19 protein-coding genes and 1 tRNA gene are annotated in these 18438 nt (G+C 62.5%); 13 read left to right on the top strand and 7 right to left on the bottom strand.

The window, feature by feature from the left end; genetic code table 11:
- Positions 1-43: 43 nt before the first annotated feature.
- Genes ABDZ98_RS14730 through ABDZ98_RS14710 form a run of 5 tightly spaced genes read left to right on the top strand, consistent with a single transcriptional unit; the run spans position 44 to position 2273 of the window.
- Entirely contained in the window at positions 44-367 is a 324-nt protein-coding gene (locus ABDZ98_RS14730; protein WP_160591663.1) for a DUF1476 domain-containing protein, read from the top strand.
- A 19-nt stretch (positions 368-386) separates the two neighbouring features.
- Entirely contained in the window at positions 387-620 is a 234-nt protein-coding gene (locus ABDZ98_RS14725) for a BolA/IbaG family iron-sulfur metabolism protein (RefSeq protein ID WP_160591661.1), read from the top strand.
- 30 nt (positions 621-650) lie between these two features.
- Complete coding sequence (gene grxD, locus ABDZ98_RS14720) at positions 651-980, top strand: Grx4 family monothiol glutaredoxin (RefSeq protein WP_160591659.1); 330 nt, start codon at positions 651-653, stop codon at positions 978-980.
- A 42-nt stretch (positions 981-1022) separates the two neighbouring features.
- Positions 1023-1646: a hypothetical protein gene (locus ABDZ98_RS14715; protein WP_160591657.1), complete on the top strand. Its 624-nt coding sequence runs from the start codon at positions 1023-1025 to the stop codon at positions 1644-1646.
- Positions 1647-1658: 12 nt separating this feature from the next.
- On the top strand, positions 1659-2273 hold the full coding sequence (locus tag ABDZ98_RS14710) for an SOS response-associated peptidase (protein WP_160591655.1): 615 nt from the start codon (positions 1659-1661) through the stop codon (positions 2271-2273).
- Between the two features lie 220 nt (positions 2274-2493).
- On the opposite strand, the gene ABDZ98_RS14705 is transcribed toward ABDZ98_RS14710, so the two are convergent.
- Positions 2494-2570, bottom strand: a tRNA-Arg gene (locus ABDZ98_RS14705).
- 59 nt (positions 2571-2629) lie between these two features.
- Between ABDZ98_RS14705 and ABDZ98_RS14700 the strand changes: the two genes are divergently transcribed.
- Complete coding sequence (locus ABDZ98_RS14700; RefSeq protein ID WP_160591653.1) at positions 2630-3367, top strand: queuosine precursor transporter; 738 nt, start codon at positions 2630-2632, stop codon at positions 3365-3367.
- A gap of 28 nt (positions 3368-3395) precedes the next feature.
- Here the strand turns inward: ABDZ98_RS14700 and ABDZ98_RS14695 are convergent, their stop codons facing one another.
- Both ABDZ98_RS14695 and ABDZ98_RS14690 read right to left on the bottom strand, forming a co-directional pair.
- Entirely contained in the window at positions 3396-3608 is a 213-nt protein-coding gene (locus ABDZ98_RS14695) for a PspC domain-containing protein (RefSeq protein ID WP_160591651.1), read from the bottom strand.
- Entirely contained in the window at positions 3605-3733 is a 129-nt protein-coding gene (locus ABDZ98_RS14690; RefSeq protein ID WP_272916792.1) for a hypothetical protein, read from the bottom strand. The genes ABDZ98_RS14695 and ABDZ98_RS14690 overlap by 4 nt, the downstream gene beginning before the upstream one ends.
- Positions 3734-3956: 223 nt before the next feature.
- Between ABDZ98_RS14690 and recF the strand changes: the two genes are divergently transcribed.
- The gene (recF, locus tag ABDZ98_RS14685; RefSeq protein WP_160591649.1) at positions 3957-5042 is read left to right on the top strand and encodes a DNA replication/repair protein RecF; all 1086 of its coding nucleotides are present in this window, start codon (positions 3957-3959) and stop codon (positions 5040-5042) included.
- On the opposite strand, the gene ABDZ98_RS14680 is transcribed toward recF, so the two are convergent.
- Complete coding sequence (locus ABDZ98_RS14680; protein WP_160591785.1) at positions 5039-5716, bottom strand: GDSL-type esterase/lipase family protein; 678 nt, start codon at positions 5714-5716, stop codon at positions 5039-5041. The two genes, recF and ABDZ98_RS14680, sit on opposite strands and share 4 nt — an antisense overlap.
- 78 nt (positions 5717-5794) lie before the next feature.
- Here ABDZ98_RS14680 and ABDZ98_RS14675 point away from each other — a divergent pair, with 78 nt between their 5' ends.
- Positions 5795-6511: an ATP-binding cassette domain-containing protein gene (locus ABDZ98_RS14675; RefSeq protein ID WP_160591647.1), complete on the top strand. Its 717-nt coding sequence runs from the start codon at positions 5795-5797 to the stop codon at positions 6509-6511.
- Positions 6508-9042, top strand: a complete 2535-nt coding sequence (locus ABDZ98_RS14670) for an ABC transporter permease (RefSeq protein WP_160591645.1) — start codon at positions 6508-6510, stop codon at positions 9040-9042. The genes ABDZ98_RS14675 and ABDZ98_RS14670 overlap by 4 nt, the downstream gene beginning before the upstream one ends.
- 69 nt (positions 9043-9111) lie before the next feature.
- Here ABDZ98_RS14670 and ABDZ98_RS14665 read toward each other — a convergent pair whose 3' ends face one another.
- Complete coding sequence (locus ABDZ98_RS14665) at positions 9112-11808, bottom strand: TonB-dependent receptor (RefSeq protein WP_202386011.1); 2697 nt, start codon at positions 11806-11808, stop codon at positions 9112-9114.
- Positions 11809-12135: 327 nt separating this feature from the next.
- Between ABDZ98_RS14665 and typA the strand changes: the two genes are divergently transcribed.
- The gene (typA, locus tag ABDZ98_RS14660; protein WP_160591643.1) at positions 12136-13962 is read left to right on the top strand and encodes a translational GTPase TypA; all 1827 of its coding nucleotides are present in this window, start codon (positions 12136-12138) and stop codon (positions 13960-13962) included.
- On the opposite strand, the gene ABDZ98_RS14655 is transcribed toward typA, so the two are convergent.
- Positions 13959-14621, bottom strand: a complete 663-nt coding sequence (locus tag ABDZ98_RS14655) for an SdpI family protein (protein WP_160591642.1) — start codon at positions 14619-14621, stop codon at positions 13959-13961. The two genes, typA and ABDZ98_RS14655, sit on opposite strands and share 4 nt — an antisense overlap.
- Positions 14618-14923 (bottom strand): metalloregulator ArsR/SmtB family transcription factor, encoded by a 306-nt coding sequence (locus ABDZ98_RS14650; protein ID WP_160591640.1) that lies wholly within the window; start codon positions 14921-14923, stop codon positions 14618-14620. Before ABDZ98_RS14650 ends, ABDZ98_RS14655 begins: the two co-directional genes overlap by 4 nt.
- A gap of 96 nt (positions 14924-15019) precedes the next feature.
- Between ABDZ98_RS14650 and ABDZ98_RS14645 the strand changes: the two genes are divergently transcribed.
- The 3 genes from ABDZ98_RS14645 (at position 15020) to ABDZ98_RS14635 (ending at position 18435) form a co-directional block, all read left to right on the top strand.
- A complete protein-coding gene (locus ABDZ98_RS14645; protein ID WP_160591638.1) occupies positions 15020-16177 on the top strand; it encodes a glycosyltransferase family 4 protein in 1158 nt (385 codons plus the stop codon).
- 76 nt (positions 16178-16253) lie between these two features.
- Positions 16254-17573, top strand: coding sequence for a replication-associated recombination protein A (locus ABDZ98_RS14640; RefSeq protein ID WP_160591636.1), 1320 nt, complete (start codon positions 16254-16256; stop codon positions 17571-17573).
- Positions 17566-18435, top strand: coding sequence for a hypothetical protein (locus tag ABDZ98_RS14635; RefSeq protein ID WP_160591634.1), 870 nt, complete (start codon positions 17566-17568; stop codon positions 18433-18435). Before ABDZ98_RS14640 ends, ABDZ98_RS14635 begins: the two co-directional genes overlap by 8 nt.
- Positions 18436-18438: the final 3 nt, after the last annotated feature.

Below are 18438 nucleotides of genomic sequence, written 5' to 3'. Positions count from 1 at the left end.
AGCCTCAGGCAAAATATATCCAACTGGATAAAGGGCTATCAAAATGACCGATTTCAAGGACCGCGAGCGCGCGGAAGAAGCCAAGTTCGCCTTTGACGAGGACAATGCCTTTCGCATTGCTGCCCGCCGCAACCGCCTGCTGGGCGAATGGGCGGCGCAGGTGATGGGCCTCACCCCGGAAGAGACCGAAGCCTACAAGAAGGCGGTGGTACAGGCCGATTTTGAGGAAGCGGGCGACGAGGATGTGATCCGCAAGCTGGTTGGCGATCTTACCGCTGCCGGATGCGACGTGGACGAATCCACCGTGCGCGCCCAGCTGGAAGAAAAGGCGATCGAGGCTCGCCGCCAGTTCATGAGCGAATCCTGATGAAGCGGAGCATGATCTGATGGCGATGCCAGCGGCGGATATCGAAGCCCTGATCAAGGCCGCACTTCCTGATGCCGTGGTAGAGATCACCGCGCTGGTGGATGATGGCGACCATTATCAGGCCCGCGTGGAATCCGCAGCCTTCAGGGGCAAGACGCGCGTCGCGCAGCACAAGATGGTTTATGAAGCGCTGGGCGGCCGGATGGGCGGCGAACTCCATGCCTTGCAACTGAGCACGTCCGTTCCCAATTGATGGCTTCAACAGAACAAATTGGTGGGACCCATGTCCGAGACAAATGAACGCATTTCCAAGATCGTGAACGAGAACGACGTGGTTCTCTTCATGAAGGGCACGCCGCTGTTTCCGCAGTGCGGCTTCTCCAACCGCGCCTGCGCGATCCTCGATCACTGCAATGTCGCCTTTGAAAGCGTCGACGTGTTGCAGGACATGGAGATTCGCCAGGGCATCAAGGGTTTCTCTGACTGGCCGACCATCCCGCAACTGTATGTGAAGGGTGAATTCGTCGGCGGCAGCGACATCATGATGGAAATGTACGAAGCTGGCGAATTGCAGCAGCTGCTGGATGAAAAGCAGGTCGCCAAGGCCGAGTGATCGCTCTACGCTCCCACCGATTACACACGGCGGGAGTTTTCGATGAAGCGCATCATTCTGTTGCCAGCCATGCTGTCGCTGGCCAGCGCCGCCGCCGCACAGGATTTTGAGCCTGCGGATATTGAAGCGCGGATGGCCGCGGCAAGCCAGGCGCAGCAGCGTGCCGCGCTGATTGCCGAGCAGTTGAGCGCGCCCGATTCATCGCAGCAGATGCAACCTGCCCAGATTGAGGCAATCGCCGAAATCCGCGAGTACATCGCCGCCCAGCCTGACGATGCCTGCGACGCGGTCGCTTTCCAACCTGTGGTCCTGCCGCAAGAGGCGGATGGCAGAACGCCCGTTTACTTGGTCAACACATCGGGCAAGGAGCGATCTTTCGCCCTGGGTGAGAATTTCCGGGTGATGATCGGTCCGAACGATGAAATCGGCCCGGTGGAGCCGCTCACGCAAGGCTGCGAAACGATTGAATGGGACCCGGACAATCCCGAACTGGGCCTGAGTGTCTTCGTCACCCGCTATGACATGGGCCGCAACCCCAGCGAAATTCACTTCCTCGCCAGCTCACGCCTGCCGATGAGCATGGGGGTTATCACCGGTGACCTGATCTGGCCGATGGCTGGTGGCTTCACCGCCGGTCCCGTGCCCGCAGCCGAAGCGGGTTACTGATCCCACGGCGACATGTGCAATCTCTACCGCATGAACCAGAGCCGCACCGAAGTGGCGGATTTCTTTTCTGCCATCGGGGCAGACATGCGCGTGGCGCCGGGCAATTCCCCCGCAGAAATCTATCCCGGATATCCCGGCCTGGTGCTGGCTGACCGGCGCATTCAACAGATGAACTGGGGCTTCCCGCTGGCGCGCAAGGGCGCCAAGGGCCAGCCGCTGAAGCCCAAGCCGGTCAACAATGCCCGCAGTGACAAGCTGGGCAGCCCGTTCTGGTCGGCCAGCTTCAAATCGCGGCGCTGCCTGATCCCGGTTTCCGAATTCGCCGAGGCCGAAGGGGAAAAGGGCGCCAAGACCCGCACCTGGTTTACCCTGCCCGATACGCCCTTGTTCGCCATCGCCGGATTGTGGCGCGATACCGCAGAATGGGGCCCCGCCTATACGATGGTGATCACCGGCGCCAATGCGCAGATGCGCAGCGTGCATCACCGCATGCCGGTGATTATCCCGCCCGAAAACTGGCAGCAATATCTGGGTGATGATCCGCAGGCGGCTTTCGATCTGTGCCAGCCTTATGCAGGGGACATGATCATGACGCGCACCGACGTGCCTTGGGCCGGTCACCGCTAGAACTTCGTCTGATTGTTGGGGAGAGCGGGGCTTCGGGGAGGTGGAGCCGGGAGACTTTGGGGATCCAGGGGTTCGGCCCCACCTCGTTCGAAGACCCTCTTGGGTACGCCAATAACATTGCACGAGCCGTGCCAGTTTTGCGGTTTGGCGGATTTGTGCGGGAGACGATGGTTGGCGAAACCTTAACGCGCGCACCGCGTGTAAAAATTTCCGACAAAACTGGCGCGCCCAGCAGGAGTCGAACCTGCGGCCTCAGGATTAGAAGTCCCGTGCTCTATCCAGCTGAGCTATGGGCGCGTCGCGGTGGTCCATAGCGGGCTTTGCGCCGGGCGCAAATCGCGATAGGCTGCACTTCGATGAACAGGCAGCCGCAACAACTGGACGGAAAGGCGGGTGCCGGACGGCAGTTTCGCTATTTCGATTATGTGATGGCGGCCTTTGTCACCATACTGCTGCTGTCCAACGTGATCGGCGCGGGCAAGGTTTCCGAAGTCATCCTGCCCGGCGTTGGCCTGTGGCCCTTTGGCGCAGGTATCCTGTTCTTCCCGGTGTCCTACGTGATCGGTGACGTACTGACCGAAGTCTATGGCTATGCCCATGCAAGGCGCTGCATCTGGGCAGGCTTTGCCGCGCTGCTGTTCATGGCCTTCATGGCGTGGGTTGTGGTCGCCCTGCCACCGGCCGCCGACTGGGGCGGGCAGGACGCCTATGAGCAGGTTTTCGGGCAAGTCCCGCGCATAGTCTTTGCCTCCATCATCGCCTTCTGGGCCGGAGAATTCGTCAATTCCTATGTGATGGCGAAGATGAAGATCTGGACACAGGGCAAGGCTTTGTGGAGCCGCACGATCGGTTCGACCATTGTCGGCCAGGGCGTGGACAGTGCGCTGTTCTACCCGCTTGCCTTCATGGGTGCGGAAGGGTGGACCACCCAACTGGTGATCACCGTGGCGCTGACGCAATGGGCGCTGAAGACCGGCTGGGAGGCGCTGCTGACGCCGGTCACTTACGGAGTGGTCAATTTCCTCAAGCGCCGCGAGGGCGTGGAGGTTTTCGACACGGGAACCGACTTTTCGCCTTTCGCCAAGGCGCGTTAAGCGCGGCAGGCGTCGGGACGCCGGCGGATCAGTCCGCCAGCGCCCAGATCGCAAGATAGATCAGGATGAAACTGCCGACACCGGCAACCGCACCGATCACGAAGATCAATCGAACCACCAGCGGATCGATCTTGAAATAACGGGCAAGACCGGCGCAGACACCTGCGATCTTGCCGTTCTGGCGATCGAGCCCGAATTTCTTCGGAGGACCGCCGACTGGCTGCTGACTCAGCTGGCTCATGCCAGCATCGTCGCGGCAGCCTGCACTTCGGGAGTTGCAAAGTAGCTCACCAGAAGTGCCATGGACATTGCGACAGCACCAAAAGCGGCGGCGGCGCGGTGAAAAAAGCTGTTTTCGTTCGACATTTCATTTCCCCTGATTGGTTGCCGGGCTTTCATTTGCCCGATGCAAACTACACTGCAGCAAGTGTGCCAAATGCAGAAAATGGCAGAATTCCGCCATTTCCGTTCAGCTCGCCGAAAGATTTGAGCGCCCTCAATCCTGAGAGTTGGGATTTTTCACCAATATTTGGAAATGGCATTTTGCATGGTCACGCGCCGCCGCCTCGCCTAATTGCCGGATCGCACCATGGCACTCGACCGGATCACCCTTTCCACCTTCCGCAACCATGCCGAAACCCGGCTGGACGGCACGGCGCGCTTCAACCTGCTGGTGGGAGAGAACGGCGCGGGAAAGACCAATGTGCTGGAGGCCCTGTCACTGTTTTCACCGGGCCGCGGCCTGCGCCGTGCCTCCATGGCGGAAATGGCGGGTCAGGGCGGGGATGGCAGCTTTGCGGTCAGTGCCGCGCTCGATCAGGGCGATGGCAGCGATCCGGTCAAGCTGGGAACCGGCACGCTGGCAGCGCAGCCCGGACGGCGCATCGTGCACATCAATTCCACCAGCGCCAGCGCGATCAGCCTTGGCGAATGGCTTTCCATGGGCTGGCTGACCCCGGCGATGGATCGCCTGTTCGCTGAAAGCGCAGGCACCAGGCGCCGCTATCTGGACCGGCTGACGGTGGCCGTGGACCCGGCACATGCGCGCCATGCCACCCGCTATGAGGCAAGCCTGCGCGAGAGAAACCGCCTGCTGTCTGACGATCGTGAACCCGACAAGACCTGGCTGGAATCGATTGAATTGCAGATGGCTGAAAGCGGTTCCCTGCTGGCACAGGGACGCGCCGCGCTGATCCAGCAACTCGCCACGCAGCTGGAGGTGTTGCCGGCAGAGCCCTTTGCCCGGCCCACCCTGACATACCGGCCCGGAGGCCCCCTGGGCGAACAGGCCTTGCGCGCCGAATTTGACCGCAATCGCAAACGCGACAGGGCCGCCCGCCGCACGCTGTCAGGCCCGCACCGGGATGAGCTGGAAGTGGTGATGGCGGGAAAGAACGTGCCCGCCGCGCTGTGCTCAACCGGGGAGCAAAAGGCCATGCTGATCGCCATCACGCTGGCCCATGCCGTGCTGGCTGCGGGCAATCGCCCCGGCGTGCTGCTGCTGGACGAAGTGGCGGCTCACCTCGATCCGGTCCGCCGCGCGGCGCTGTTCGAACGGCTGGGGTCAAGCGGCGCACAGATATGGCTGACGGGCACAGAACGCGCCCCATTCGCCGAAATCGAGGGCAGAGCCGCCGTCTGGCAGGTCACCGACGGAAAAGTTGTGCGGCTCTAGTCTTTTGCATCCGGCAGGGCTGCGGCAACCGACCCGGCCGTGGCTGCCACAATCGCCTCGATCCCTTCGGCCGTTGGATGGATGCGATCGGCCTGGATCAGGCGCGGCTGGTCATAAACCGCTTCAAGGAAAAAGGGCACCAGCGCGGCATCGAAGCGGGCGGCAAGATCGGGATAGATGGAATCGAAATCCTCCTGATACTGCACGCCCAGATTGGGCGGCGCGCGCATGCCCATCACCAGCACCGGAATATCGCGAGCGGCCAGTTCCTGCATGATGGCGGTCAGATTCTCGCGCGTGGCATCGGGGGTAATCCCGCGCAGCAGATCATTCCCGCCCAGCTCGACAATTGCCAGATCGGGCTTTTGCGCCTCATTATCGAGCACGAAGCCGATCCGCTGGGCACCCGCTGCGGTGGTATCGCCCGATACGCCCGCATCGATCACGCGGGCATTGATGCCGCTGGCGCGCAGCACCACTTCCAGTTTCTCCGGATATCCCTCATCCTCGGCCAGATTATAGCCGGCGAACAGGCTGTCTCCAAAGGCGAGGATAGTCCGCTCCGGTCCTATCACGGGCAGGTCTTCCGTGATCGGCGCAGGTTCGGCCACCTGCTGCTGGGTGGGCGGAGCCTCTGCCCCGCAGCCTGCCAGTGAAAGCGCCGCCAACCCCATCCATAAACCGCCAATACGCATACTATACCGACTTCCAGCCATCTTGTGTGTGCACCATAGCTATGCCATCGCAGGCTTGTGACAAGTCCCCAGAAAAACCAATTCGCTATCGAGGCGCGCGATCTTCGGCTGACTTTGGGCGAAGGCCCGTCTGCCGTGGAGATCCTGCGCGGCATCGACCTTCTCGTTCCGGCAGGCGAGACGCTGGCCCTGCTTGGCCCGTCGGGTTCGGGCAAAAGCTCGCTGATGGCGGTGCTGACCGGGCTGGAGCGCGCCTCATCAGGCACGCTGATGGTGGCAGGAGCCGATTTTGCAGCCATGAACGAGGACGCGCTGGCGCTGGCCCGCCGGGGCCGCATCGGCATTGTGTTGCAGGCCTTCCATCTGCTGCCGACCATGACCGCGCAGGAAAACGTCGCCACTCCGCTGGAACTGGCAGGAGAGAAAGACGCATGGGCGCGTGCTGCTGCGGAACTTGAGGCCGTGGGCCTTGGCCACCGGCTGACGCATTATCCCGCGCAGCTTTCCGGCGGGGAGCAGCAGCGTGTCGCCATCGCCCGCGCCATCGCGCCGCGCCCGCCGTTGATCTTTGCCGATGAGCCGACTGGCAATCTGGATACCACCACCGGCACCAGCATTGTCGACGTGCTGTTCGAACGGCGCGCGCAGACCGGCGCAACGCTGGTGATCATCACCCATGACAAGGCGCTGGCGCAGAAATGCGACCGGGTGGTCACGCTGGCAGACGGCCGCATCGAAACAGACCTGATGGCTGCAACACCGGGCGCGGCATGAACGAACGAGGCTCTGCGAGCCTTGGCTGGGGCACCGCATGGCGGATTGCCCGGCGTGACCTGCACCGGCAGTTTCGCGGACTGCGGCTGCTGCTGGTCTGCCTGTTCCTGGGCGTTGGCGCACTGGCGGCGATCGGATCGCTCACCTCCGCCATTCGCGGTGAGCTGAACCAGCAGGGGCAGGTGCTTCTGGGCGGCGATTTCGAAGTCGAGGTTTACCAGCGCCCGCTGACGCAGGAGGAGAATGAATTCCTCGAAGGTTACGGCACGCTGTCACAAGGCCTCAGAATGCAGGCGATGGCCAGCACCGAAGAGGCAACCGCTCCGATTGAACTCAAGGCCGTGGATGACAACTGGCCGCTCTATGGCGAGCTGACGCTTGATGGCGGCAGCACCATGGGCGCGCCGCCGCAGGGCCAGGCATGGATCGCGCTGGGCGTGGCGCAGAGGCTGGGCATCGGCCCGGGCGATCGCTTCACGCTGGGCCGCCTGCCGCTGACGGTGGCGGGCATTATCGAGGACGAGCCTGACCGGCTGAGCGAGGGCTTTTCGCTGGGCCAGACAGTGATCGTGCCCTTCGATGTGCCTGAGCAAGCCGGGCTGACCGCGCCGGGCGCGATGTATGAAACCAAGACCCGCCTGCGCTTTGACGGCAATTACGACCCCGCCTCTGTCGAAGAGGCGGTGGCGCAGGCCTTCCCCGAAGCGGGGCTGGATACGCGCACGAGGGACCGCGCTTCTCCGGGTGCAGAGCGCTTTGTTTCGCGCATGGGTGAATTCCTCACGCTGGTGGGGCTGGCGGCGCTGGTGATTGCCGGCATCGGCATTGGCGGCGGCGTGGCATCCTATCTGGAAGCGCGCCGCGCCAGCATTGCCACGCTGAAAATTCTGGGCGCGACCAGCGGCGATATCGCCCGCATCTATGGCCTGCAGATCGGCGCTGCGGCGGTCATCGGATCGGTGGCGGGACTGGCTGCGGGCGTGCTGGTCACTCCGCTGCTGGCTAAGGCGCTGGGATCGCTGCTACCGGTCAACACCGATCTGGTGATCGATGTCGCTGCCCTGCTGCGCGCCGCCGCCTTCGGCCTGCTGGTGGCGCTGATCTTTGCCGCGCCGCCGCTGATGCGTGCGCGTGATTTTCCTGCAATGGCGCTGATGCGTTCGCGCGTATCGCCGCTGGTCAGCAGCTGGCGCAGCGCGGCTGTGCCGGTGATTGCGGGACTTGCCGGGATTACCGCGCTGGTGCTGATCGGCTCGCCCACGCCGGGCCTGTCTGCGGTGTTCATGGGCGGCGCGGTGGCGATGCTGCTGCTGCTGGCCCTGCTGGGCCGCATGATCCGCAAGGCTGCACAGAACTGGCCTCGCCCGTCCAACCCGATAATCCGCGCCGCGCTGGCCAATCTCTACCGCCCCGGCTCTGCCACCGGATCGCTGGTGACCGCGCTGGGCTTTGGCCTTTCCGCCTTCGTGCTGCTGGCGGCCGTCCAGACCAGCCTGAACGGCAATATCCAGCGCTCCGTCCCCGCCATTGCGCCCGATTATTTCGTGCTCGACCTGCCCCGAGATGGCGTGGAGCAGTTCACCGCCATGATCGAGGCGCGCGCGCCCGGATCGACGGTGGAGACCACGCCCACATTGCGCGGGGCTGTGCTGGCCTATGGGCCTGAAGACAACCTCACCTACGTCAGCCAGCAGGAAGAGGCGCCGGAAGGTGCCTGGGGCCTGCGCGGGGAACGCGGGCTGACCTATGCCGACGCGCTGCCGCAGGGCAACGTGCTGACTGCGGGCGAATGGTGGCCTGCCGCTTATGACGGGGAGCCGCTGGTCTCTGTCGATGCCGATACGGCGCAGGCTGCGGGTCTGCAACTGGGCGATATCATCACCGTGGGCATTCTGGGCGTGGAACGCAGTGCCCGCATTGCCAATTTCCGCCGGATCGACTGGGAAAGTCTGGGCTTCAACTACGTCTTCATCTTCTCCCCCAATGCGCTGGCCGATGCGCCGCATAATGTTGCCGCCACCGTGGCCTTTGCCGATGGGGCACAGCCGGGCGACCTGCTGCGCCAGCTGGTGCAGGCCTTCCCTTCCAGTTCGGTGATCGAGGTCGGCCCGATATTGGCAGAGGCGCGCAATATTCTGGATCAGGTGGCGCTGGCCATTCTGGCGGCGGCATCGGTGGCGGTGCTGGCGGGCATCGCCGTATTGCTGGGCGCGATTGCCGCAGCGCGTGCCGCGCGCATCTATGACACGGTGATCCTGCGCGTACTGGGCGCCAGCAGGGGGCAGCTTCTGGGCCTGCAATTTGCAGAGTTCGGCCTGCTGGCAGCGATCCTGGCGTTGGTGGCGCTGGCGCTGGGCAGCGGTATCGCCTGGCTGGTGATCGTGCAGATGTTCGAATTCGAATGGCTGCCGGACTGGCCGCGTATCCTGGCCGTGCTGGGCGCAGGCCTGGCACTGGTGCTGATCTTCGCCTTTGCCGCATCTCTGCCGCTGTTGCGCGCCAGACCAGCCAGCACACTGCGCAACCTGTAAGATTACGGACAAGAAAAAGGGGGCCGCAAAAGCCCCCTTCCCCTTGTTCAGTTGTGGTGTTCTGCCCGGTCAGTAGCGGAAACGAACCGTTGCGCCATAGCTGCGCGGATCGCTGGGATAGGCCGAAACCGCACCCGGTTGCGCAGGCGAATCGAAGATCACGCCGAGATCCTGCTTGTTGAGCAGGTTGCGGCTCCAGACAGACAGGCTCACGCCGCATTCGCATTCATAGGCAATCGATGCGGTCAGGTCGTTCACCTCGCGGGTGAAGGGAACCGCCACGGCAAGCGCCGCGGTATTGTCCAGAATCGCCCCGTCAGGACCGCGCACCAGGAAGCCCGGCAGGCCCTCGATCAGCTGCTCGCGCGATTGCCACAGATAGGAAACGCGCGGGACGATAACGGCATGGCCGATATCGAATTCGTATTGCGCGCCCAGCAGCACGGTAAATTCGGGAACATCGGCCGGACGCGTGCCGGTGAGGTTGCCGACGGAGCTGTTCTGGAAATCGTCATAGACCGGGTCCAGATAGGTGCCGCCGAAGTTGATCGTCAGATCGCCAAAGGTCGCCACGCCGTCCAGCTCGATCCCGAATGTGCTCTGCTTGCCTGCGTTGAGCAGGGCAAAGCCGGTGCCGGTGAAGATGTTGGACTGGAAGCCCTTGATGACCTGATCGAACACCGTCAGATTGACCGACAGATCATCCAGATTGGCCTTGATGCCAGCTTCGATCACTCGCGATTTTTCCGGCGCGGCATAGCGGCTGCCATAGGTCAGGTTGTTGACGCCCAGATCGGCATTCAGGATCGCCGCGCGATCCGCCAGGAAAGGCCGGCTGTCACGCGACAGGTTGATGGAGCTGGCCTTGAAGCCGGTGGCATAGCTGGCATAGACATTGACATCGGGTGAGAGATCATAGGCCAGCCGGGCGGTGTAGCTGAAGTTGTCATCGCCAACCTTGCCGCTTTCCACCTGGTTGGGAACAGCCAGGAACGGCGGCAGGAACTGCAAGGCCCGCAGCGGCGCCAGCGGATTGGCCAGCGGATTGTTCATGTTGGCATCGGCATAGGCCTGTGCACCGGCCTGAATGGTCGGGAAGAAGGCGGCGGTGTCCGGGTCGGTCGCAAAGGCGAAAATCTCGGCCTCGGTTGCCAGCCGGTCCAGACCCAGCGCATCGCCAACGGTCTGGGCGACACCGCCTTCATACAGCACCTGATTGCGGAAGGCCGCATATTGCGGCGCGTCCAGATCGATTGACGAGAACACGTCGCTGGAAATCGCATTGGCCGTAAAGGTCTTGCTGTCATCGGTGTAATTGCCGCCCAGCGTCAGCACCAGCCCGTCGGCGATCTCGAAATCGAACTGGCCGAAGATGGACACCGCATCGGACTTGAGCGTGTAGGCCTCATCGAAACCCTGACCATCGGCGAAGAACTGTCCGGCGTAATTGACCCCGTCGAAGAAGCTGAAAGTGGCTTCGAGCGTCGGCACGTCAAACACCCCGCCCGTGCCAGCCTGTATCAGCAGGTTGGCATAGGGACGGAACTGGTTGGCAAACAGCAGGTCGTTGGTCTGATCGACATCCTCGGCAAGATAGAAGACGCCAACCAGCATATCGATGCCGTCTGTCAGCTCACCTGCCAGGCGCACTTCCTGCGTGAACGTGTCAATCGTGAGGTCCTGCGCATTGGGATAGATCAGGTTCGCGCTGGAAAAATCCGAATCCTGCGCGGTCACCGCATTGGTGTTGCGATAGGCCGTGATCGAAGTCAGCGTGAAGCCGCCAAAGTCGTAATCGAGCTGGCCGGAGAAGCCGTAGTTCTCGATATCATTGGTCGAATTGAAATTGTTGTAGACCACGCCGGCGAACGGATCGGCCGGATCGGTGACCTTGCCGCCAAGCGCCAGAATGGCGCCGGTGGCCGGGCTGCTGCGCACGTTGACGACGCCGCAGCAGTTTTCATCGATCGAATCGTAATCGGCAATGAAGCGGGCCGAGAAATTATCGTGATTGTCGAACAGCAACTGGCTGCGCACGAACCAGCGATCACGGTTGTTGGTCTTGTCGCCCGTGCCAAGGTCCTGCAGGTAGCCGTCGCGCTGGTTGATGCCGCCGGAGATGCTGGCTGCAACCGTATCGGACAGCGGCCCGGTCACAAAACCCCTGGCAATCACCATGTCGCGATTGCCATAGGTGAATTCACCCATCGCCTCTAGATCGAACTGCGGTTCCTGCGTGGTGATCGAGATCACACCGGCAGAGGCATTCTTGCCAAACAGCGTTGATTGCGGACCGCGCAGCACTTCGATGCGGCTGACGTTGGGCAGATCGGTAATCTGGGCGGCCGTGCGCGAACGATATACGCCGTCCACAAACACGCCTACCGAGGGCTCGATACCGGCATTATTGGCGCCATTGCCAAAGCCGCGGATGAAGAAATTGGTGTTGGCCACGCTCTGGCGCTGACCGACCTGGAGCGAGGGGACCACGCTCTGCAGGTCGCGCAAATCGCGGATCTGGCCGCGTTCAAGCGTCTCGGCCGTCGTCACGCTGACGGCAACGGGTGTTTCCTGCAACGTGGTTTCGCGCTTGGTGGCGGTAACGATAATGGAATTGCCGGTGCTGGCGTCGGCATCTTCAGCTTCCTGCTGGGCTGCATCCTGATCCTGCGCCTGGACAGCCACAGGGGCTGTAAGTGCAACGGCTGCGACCCCGCAAAGAAACATGCGGGTATAACCGGCGGTGCCGGCGTTCCTGATCTTCATGTGTTTCTCCATCTCTCCCTCTCGGTCCGTTTGTGCCTTGTTTCGGCATCTGTTTGGCGGACCTGAGTGTCTGTAGTTTGGCCGCGCGGATTAGTTTGCGCAATCGGTAAGAACAATCCGCATATGGAAATAAGTTGCGCAAGAAACTACTGATGGTGCAAAAACATCACACGCCTGAGGAGGCACCGGAGGGTTTTCTGGCATAATCCCACGGTTTCCGCGGTTTTCTTGCGCCTTGCAGCCGCAGCCATGCTCCGCTAGGGGCTTGCCCGTCAGCAGAGGCAATTTGCCAAGAATCCTGCTCCCGCAAATCCAAGGTCCTATTTTATGTCCGCGCCCTTACGCAATGTGGCGATCATCGCCCATGTCGACCACGGCAAAACCACGCTCGTCGACCAGTTGTTCCGCCAGTCCGGCACCTTCCGTGAAAACCAGCGCGTTGAAGAACGCGCCATGGACAGCAATGACCTGGAGAAGGAACGCGGCATTACCATTCTGGCAAAATGTACCAGCGTGGATTGGGAAGGTACGCGGATCAACATCGTCGATACGCCGGGCCACGCCGATTTCGGCGGCGAGGTGGAGCGTATCCTGTCGATGGTCGATGGCGTGATCCTGCTGGTCGATTCCTCCGAAGGCGCAATGCCGCAGACCAAGTTCGTAACCGGCAAGGCACTGGCCCTTGGCCTCAAGCCAATTGTCGTGGTCAACAAGGTCGACCGCCCTGACGAGCGTATCCAGGAAGTGCTGGACGAGGTTTTCGACCTGTTCGTGAGCCTGGACGCCAGTGACGAACAGCTCGATTTCCCGGTCCTCTACGCGTCTGGCCGCAACGGCTATGCCAGTGAGAACCCGCAGTCGCGCGAAGGCACGCTGACGCCGCTGTTCCAGAAGATCGTCGATCACGTGCCGCCTCCCTCGGCAGATCCCGACGGCCCGTTCAAATTCCTGGTGACGCTGCTCGATCGCGACAACTTCCTTGGCCGTATTCTTACCGGCCTGGTGTTCTCCGGCTCGCTCAAGATCAACAGCCCGATCCACAGCCTGGATAATGACGGCAATGTCGTTGAGACCGGCCGCGCATCCAAGATCATGTCTTTCCGCGGGCTCGAGCGCGTGCCTGTGGACGAAGCCAATGCCGGTGACATCATTTCCATTGCGGGCCTGACCACCACCACGGTTTCCAACACCATCTGCGATCCTGAAGTTACCGAGCCGCTGCACGCGCAGCCAATCGATCCGCCGACATTGTCCATGCGCTTTGCCGTGAACGATTCGCCGATGGCCGGCCGTGAAGGCACCAAGGTCACATCGCGCATGATCCGTGACCGCCTGCTGCGCGAAGCTGAATCCAACGTCGCCATCCGCGTGACCGAAGCAGACGACAAGGACAGCTTCGAAGTTGCCGGACGCGGAGAACTTCAGCTGGGCGTGCTGATCGAAACGATGCGCCGCGAAGGGTTCGAGCTGGGCATCAGCCGCCCGCGCGTGCTGTTTGGCGAAGACGAGAACGGCAAGAAGACCGAGCCGTATGAAACCGTCATCATCGATGTGGATGACGAACATTCGGGCACGGTTGTCGAGAAGATGGCTGTGCGCAAGGGTGAACTGACCGACATGCGTCCGTCCGGCGGCGGCAAGACCCGCATCACCTTCTCTGCCCCGTCACGCGGCATGATCGGCTATCACGGTGAATTCCTGTCCGACACGCGCGGCACCGGCATCATGAACCGCCTGTTCGAGAAGTATGGCCCGCACAAGGGCAAGATCGAAGGCCGCAAGAACGGCGTGCTGATCTCCAACGGTACGGGCGAGGCGAATGCCTATTCGCTCAATTCGCTGGAAGATCGCGGCATCCTGTTCGTCGGCCACGGCGTGCCCCTGTACGAAGGCATGATCATCGGCGAGAACGCCAAGCCGGGTGACCTTGAGGTTAACCCGATGAAGGCCAAGCAGCTGACCAACATCCGCTCATCGGGCAAGGACGATGCCATTCGCCTGACCCCGCCGCGGACGATGACGCTGGAACAGGCGATTGCCTATATCGATGATGATGAGCTGGTCGAAGTCACGCCGACTTCCATCCGCCTGCGCAAGCGTCACCTCGATCCGAACGAACGCAAGAAGGCCAGCCGCTCCGCCAAGGCGAGCTAACTGCCGCTCGCCTTCTTCTGGTGCCACAGCCACCAGCTGTAGACGAAGGGAACGAAGGCGGCGATCAGGATTGGACCCAGCAGCAAGGCAATGGCCACGCCCTCGCTGGTTTCGACAAAGGCATTGATGATGATGACCGCTCCGGCGGCCATCATCAGCTTGCCGCCCAGCCGGTGCGTGGCGATCCAGTTGTCGGTATCCATGATGGTCCACGGCGTGCGTATGCCGACAAAGAAGCTCGGTCGGCTCTTGGGCAGCATATTGCCCAGGAATATCAGAAACATGCCGATCACCGCGTAGAACATCCGCGGGGGCAGCTGCCAGCCCAGTGCGGGCGCGGCGATGCTGACCTGCACGAAAATCATCACCACGATCATGCCAATCCACACCGCGCGCAGCAGCGGCGCGGATTGCTCCAGCTTGTTCTGCAACGGCTCCAGAAAAGGCGTGGCAGCCATGATCAGCGACACCACCAGCAGCGAGACTGGCGCCACCAGCAGGGCGGTCAGCGCCTTGTCATAACGGTCCGGCTGACCGGCGGCGTTGAAGTGGACGGGCAACATCCCTCCTTCGGGCAAGGTTGCATCCATATAGAACGCAAAACCCACCATCGCGGCCACCACCAGCAGCGAAGCGATCAGCAATCCCCTTACCCTCATGTCTTCTTTCCTTCTCCAACAGGCAGGTCTTCATGCATGGCATTGCGATGCCCCATCCGCCCCATGAAGCCCATCACCGCCTCTTCCAGCGTGGTCATGTTGAGCGTGTAGATGATCGACCCGCCCCGGTTCTCGCCCAGGATCAGCCCGGCGGCCTTGAGCTTGGCGAAATGGCCCGACATGGTCGGCTTGGAGACCGGGAAATGGTCTGCCAGATCGCCCGCAGACATGCCGCCCTGCTTGAGCAGTTCGAGCACCTGACGGCGAATCGGATGGGACAAAGCGTCGAAGACATCATGCATAGCTATTTAGCGAATAGGCTAAATGAACGATTTTGCAAGGCGATTTCATTGTCTCAGCCTCTCGCAATCGGGCGCAGCCTGTCATAAGGGGCATTGATGGATATCGCCGATCTGCGCGTTGCCCTGTTCAGCGGAAACTATAATTACGTCCGCGATGGCGCCAATCAGGCGCTGAACAGGCTGGTTGATTTCCTGCTTCGGCAGGGGGCGTCGGTGCGCGTCTATTCCCCCAAGGTGGAAGATCCCGCATTCGAACCGGCGGGAGAGCTGGTGGGTCTGCCCAACCTGCCCATCCCCGGGCGCGGCGAATATCGCATTCCGCTGGCCCTGTCGGCCTCGGTTAAACGGGACCTGGCCAAGTTTGCGCCCAATCTGGTGCACGTGGCCTCTCCCGATATTGCCGGACACAGGGCCGTAACCTGGGCGCGCGAACGCAAATTGCCGATCCTGGCGTCGGTCCACACCCGGTTTGAGACCTATCCGCGATATTACAACATGGCTTTTCTGGAGCCTGTTGCCGAATCGATCCTGCGGCGCTTCTACAATCGCTGCGATGCGCTGGTCGCTCCGTCCGAAAGCATGGCGGCGGTGCTGCGAGAGCAGGGCATGAACGAGGATATCTCCATCTGGTCACGCGGAGTGGACCGCGATGTGTTCGATCCCGCTCGCCGCGATCTGGCCTGGCGGCGCGAATATGGCATCGCCGATGAAGAGGTGGCGATCGGCTTCCTTGGCCGTCTGGTGATGGAAAAGGGGCTGGACGTCTTTTCCGATGCCATCGCCGAACTGAAAAAGCGCGGCACTGCGCACAAGGTGCTGGTGGTGGGTGAAGGCCCGGCCAGGGAATTCTTCGCCGAACACGTGCCCGGCGCCATCTTTGCCGGCTTCCAGCGCGGACCGGCTCTGGGCAAGGCGGTGGCCAGCATGGATCTGCTGCTCAATCCTTCGGTTACCGAGACATTTGGCAATGTAACGCTGGAAGCGATGGCCAGCGGCATTCCCGTCATCGCCGCGCGCGCCACGGGCAGCACCAGCCTGGTCCGCGACGGGGAAACCGGGCGGCTGGTGGAACCCGGCCGCATCAGCGATTTTGCCGATGTGCTGGAAACCTATATCGCCGATCCCGACCTGCGCCGCGCGCATGGCGCGGCGGGCGAGGTTCGCAGCCGGGAATTTTCCTGGGATGCGATCAACAGCGCTGTGGCGGACGCCTATCTGCGGCTGGTCGGTCAGGCTGCCGCCAAATCAGCGTAATGCGCCCTGAGGTGGATTTCTGCGTGCGCGATGTTGTCTTGGCAATGCGGGCACTGGGCCCCTATCTGCCAATCCCATGACAGACCTGTTCGAAGACAATCAGGAGCAGCCCCGGCGCAGCGACCAGCCAGACGCCGATGCCCCGCTGGCCGATCGCCTGCGCCCCGCCTCGCTGGACGAGATTATCGGGCAGGACCATCTGACCGGGCCGGAAGGCGCGATTGGCCGCATGGTCAACGCCGGCAAACTATCCAGCATGATCCTGTGGGGACCTCCCGGCACCGGAAAGACCAGCATTGCGCGCCTTCTGGCAGACAGCGTGGGCATGCGTTACGAAGCCGTCAGCGCGGTATTCTCTGGCGTGGCGGACCTGCGCAAAGCCTTTGCCGCCGCCGAAAAGGCGCGCGAGGCAGGGCAACGCACGCTGCTGTTCGTGGACGAGATTCACCGCTTCAACCGCGCCCAGCAAGACGGCTTCCTGCCCTTTGTGGAACGCGGCACTGTCACGCTGGTGGGCGCAACCACCGAAAACCCCAGCTTCGAACTCAACGCCGCCCTGCTCAGCCGCGCGCAGGTGCTGATCCTGCACCGGCTCGATGCGCGGGCGCTGGGCCAGCTGCTGGACCGGGCGGAGGAGCTGGAAGGCCCCCTGCCCGTGACGGCGGCGGCGCGTGACGCGCTGATCGCCTCTGCCGATGGCGATGGCCGCTTCCTGCTCAACCAGGCTGAAACACTGTATGCGGCAAACATCGCCGAGCCGCTCGATCCCGCCGCGCTGGGCGAATTCCTCCAGCGGCGCATGGCAGTTTATGACAAGGACCGGGAGGGGCATTACAACCTCATCTCAGCGCTGCACAAATCCGTGCGCGGCTCCGATCCGCAGGCAGCGCTGTATTATCTGGCGCGCATGCTGGTGGCGGGGGAGGAACCGCTGTTCCTGGCGCGCAGGCTGGTGCGCATGGCGGTGGAGGATATCGGCATGGCTGATCCCAATGCGCTGCCGCAATGCCTTGCGGCCAAGGACGCCTACCAGTTCCTCGGCAGCCCTGAGGGGGAGCTGGCGCTGGTACAGGCCTGCCTCTACCTCGCCACCGCGCCCAAATCGAACGCCGTGTACAAGGCGCAAAAGGCTGCGTGGAAAAGCGCGAAGGAGACCGGCAGCCTGATGCCGCCGCAAAACATCCTCAACGCGCCGACCAAGCTGATGAAGGATATCGGCTACGGGACAGGCTATTCCTATGACCATGAGGCCGAGCACGGCTTTTCGGGCGACAATTACTGGCCCGACGAGATGCAGCCGCAAACCTATTACGAGCCGGTGGAACGCGGCTTTGAGCGCAAGGTGAACGAGCGCATCGCCTATTGGAACCGCCTGCGCGAGGAGCGCGGTGCCTAGGCCCTTCTCGCATTTCATCGCGATAGACTGGTCCGGCGCGCAGGGTGAGCGGCACAAGGCGATTGCGATGGCCATTGCCCACGCAGATGGCGGACCGCCGGTGCTGGTGGAACGCCGCAACGGCTGGAACCGCAGCGAGGTGCTGGAGATCCTGCGCAATGACCTTCCGCCAGACACTTTGGTGGGCCTCGACCTGGGCATCGCCCTGCCCTTTGCCGACCACGGCGCCTATTTCCCCGGCTGGGATGCCAGCCCTCCCGATGCTCCGGCGCTGTGGGCGTTGATCGATAATATCTGCGAGGGGGACGACCATTACGCCGCCTCCGCCTTTGTCGATCACCATCAGCTCAGCCGCTATTTCCGCCGTCATGGCGGGCGTGAGGGGGAACGCTTTGGCGGCGGGCGCGGCCGGTTCCGGGTGACCGAGACATTGCAGGCGGCCCAAGGCTGCAAGCCATACAGCAATTTCAACCTGGTGGGCGCGGCGCAGGTCGGCAAATCCAGCCTCACCGGAATGCGGCTGCTGAACCGGCTTCGCGGTCACCTGCCCGTCTGGCCGATCGACCCATTGCCGCAAACCGGATCGGTGCTGGTGGAGATTTACACCTCGCTGGCAGCCATTGCGGCGGGCCGCTCCGCTTCGCGCAGCAAGATCCGCAGTCATGAGGAACTGGACGCGGCGCTGATCGCGCTGGGCAGCGAAGCCGTGGGTGGCAGCGGTGCGATAGACGACCATTCCAGCGACGCGCTGATCACCGCCGCATGGCTGCGCGCCAGTCACTCACGCAGCAACTTATGGGCGCCATCCGCCCTGACCCCGCACATTGCGCAAACAGAGGGCTGGACCTTCGGCGTCTCTTGAGCC

The organism is Alteraurantiacibacter aestuarii, assembly GCF_039523595.1.
Lineage (GTDB): Bacteria > Pseudomonadota > Alphaproteobacteria > Sphingomonadales > Sphingomonadaceae > Alteraurantiacibacter > Alteraurantiacibacter aestuarii.
This window is presented reverse-complemented; position numbering and strand designations above follow the sequence as displayed.

Coding starts and splice junctions, on each gene's coding strand:
- typA (WP_160591643.1), top strand. CDS start 12,136: ATGTCCGCGCCCTTACGCAATGTGGCGATCATCGCCCATGTCGACCAC.
- grxD (WP_160591659.1), top strand. CDS start 651: ATGTCCGAGACAAATGAACGCATTTCCAAGATCGTGAACGAGAACGAC.
- ABDZ98_RS14690 (WP_272916792.1), bottom strand. CDS start 3,733: ATGTCGAACGAAAACAGCTTTTTTCACCGCGCCGCCGCCGCTTTTGGT.
- ABDZ98_RS14695 (WP_160591651.1), bottom strand. CDS start 3,608: ATGAGCCAGCTGAGTCAGCAGCCAGTCGGCGGTCCTCCGAAGAAATTC.
- ABDZ98_RS14725 (WP_160591661.1), top strand. CDS start 387: ATGGCGATGCCAGCGGCGGATATCGAAGCCCTGATCAAGGCCGCACTT.
- ABDZ98_RS14650 (WP_160591640.1), bottom strand. CDS start 14,923: ATGCATGATGTCTTCGACGCTTTGTCCCATCCGATTCGCCGTCAGGTG.
- ABDZ98_RS14715 (WP_160591657.1), top strand. CDS start 1,023: ATGAAGCGCATCATTCTGTTGCCAGCCATGCTGTCGCTGGCCAGCGCC.
- ABDZ98_RS14710 (WP_160591655.1), top strand. CDS start 1,659: ATGTGCAATCTCTACCGCATGAACCAGAGCCGCACCGAAGTGGCGGAT.
- ABDZ98_RS14645 (WP_160591638.1), top strand. CDS start 15,020: ATGGATATCGCCGATCTGCGCGTTGCCCTGTTCAGCGGAAACTATAAT.
- ABDZ98_RS14700 (WP_160591653.1), top strand. CDS start 2,630: ATGAACAGGCAGCCGCAACAACTGGACGGAAAGGCGGGTGCCGGACGG.
- recF (WP_160591649.1), top strand. CDS start 3,957: ATGGCACTCGACCGGATCACCCTTTCCACCTTCCGCAACCATGCCGAA.
- ABDZ98_RS14640 (WP_160591636.1), top strand. CDS start 16,254: ATGACAGACCTGTTCGAAGACAATCAGGAGCAGCCCCGGCGCAGCGAC.
- ABDZ98_RS14670 (WP_160591645.1), top strand. CDS start 6,508: ATGAACGAACGAGGCTCTGCGAGCCTTGGCTGGGGCACCGCATGGCGG.
- ABDZ98_RS14680 (WP_160591785.1), bottom strand. CDS start 5,716: ATGGGGTTGGCGGCGCTTTCACTGGCAGGCTGCGGGGCAGAGGCTCCG.
- ABDZ98_RS14665 (WP_202386011.1), bottom strand. CDS start 11,808: ATGAAGATCAGGAACGCCGGCACCGCCGGTTATACCCGCATGTTTCTT.
- ABDZ98_RS14655 (WP_160591642.1), bottom strand. CDS start 14,621: ATGAGGGTAAGGGGATTGCTGATCGCTTCGCTGCTGGTGGTGGCCGCG.
- ABDZ98_RS14730 (WP_160591663.1), top strand. CDS start 44: ATGACCGATTTCAAGGACCGCGAGCGCGCGGAAGAAGCCAAGTTCGCC.